Here is a 500-nt window from a genome sequence, read left to right on the forward strand (position 1 = left end):
TAGTTATTGCCTATTGCCGACCTTTTCGCTTATGAGCGACGAAAGGCCGCGAAGGCATCCAGTACTTGTCCTATGGACTCGGCGGAAACGTCCAGGTGGGTGACCAGGCGCAAACGCGCCGCCGCGCTGATCCGCACCTCGCGCTCGGCGAGGAAGTCACGCAGCGCGACCGCCCGCTCGCCGACATCGACGTAGACCATGTTGGTCTGCACCGGCTCCACCGCATAGCCCAGTTCGCGTAGCCCGTCGCCCAGGCGCGCGGCGTTGGCGTGGTCGTCGGCCAGGCGTGCCACCTGGTGGTCGAGGGCGTACAGGCCGGCAGCCGCCAGCAGACCGGCCTGGCGCATCCCGCCGCCGACCATCTTGCGCCAGCGACGGGCCTTGCCGATCAGTTCGACGCTGCCGCAAAGCACCGAGCCCACCGGCGCACCGAGGCCCTTGGACAGGCACACCGACACCGAGTCGAAGTGCCGGGTGATCTCGCTGGCGTCTACGCCCAG

The 500-nt window shown here is 68.0% G+C and carries 1 protein-coding gene; it reads right to left on the reverse strand.

Features of this window, described 5'->3' with window-relative positions; translation table 11 throughout:
• Positions 1-29: 29 nt before the first annotated feature.
• On the reverse strand, positions 30-500 hold a 471-nt coding region (locus tag EIEH_RS08575), incomplete at its 5' end, for a beta-eliminating lyase-related protein (RefSeq protein WP_035609269.1).

Source organism: Edwardsiella ictaluri ATCC 33202 (genome assembly GCF_000264785.1).
GTDB classification, from domain to species: Bacteria; Pseudomonadota; Gammaproteobacteria; order Enterobacterales; family Enterobacteriaceae; genus Edwardsiella; species Edwardsiella ictaluri.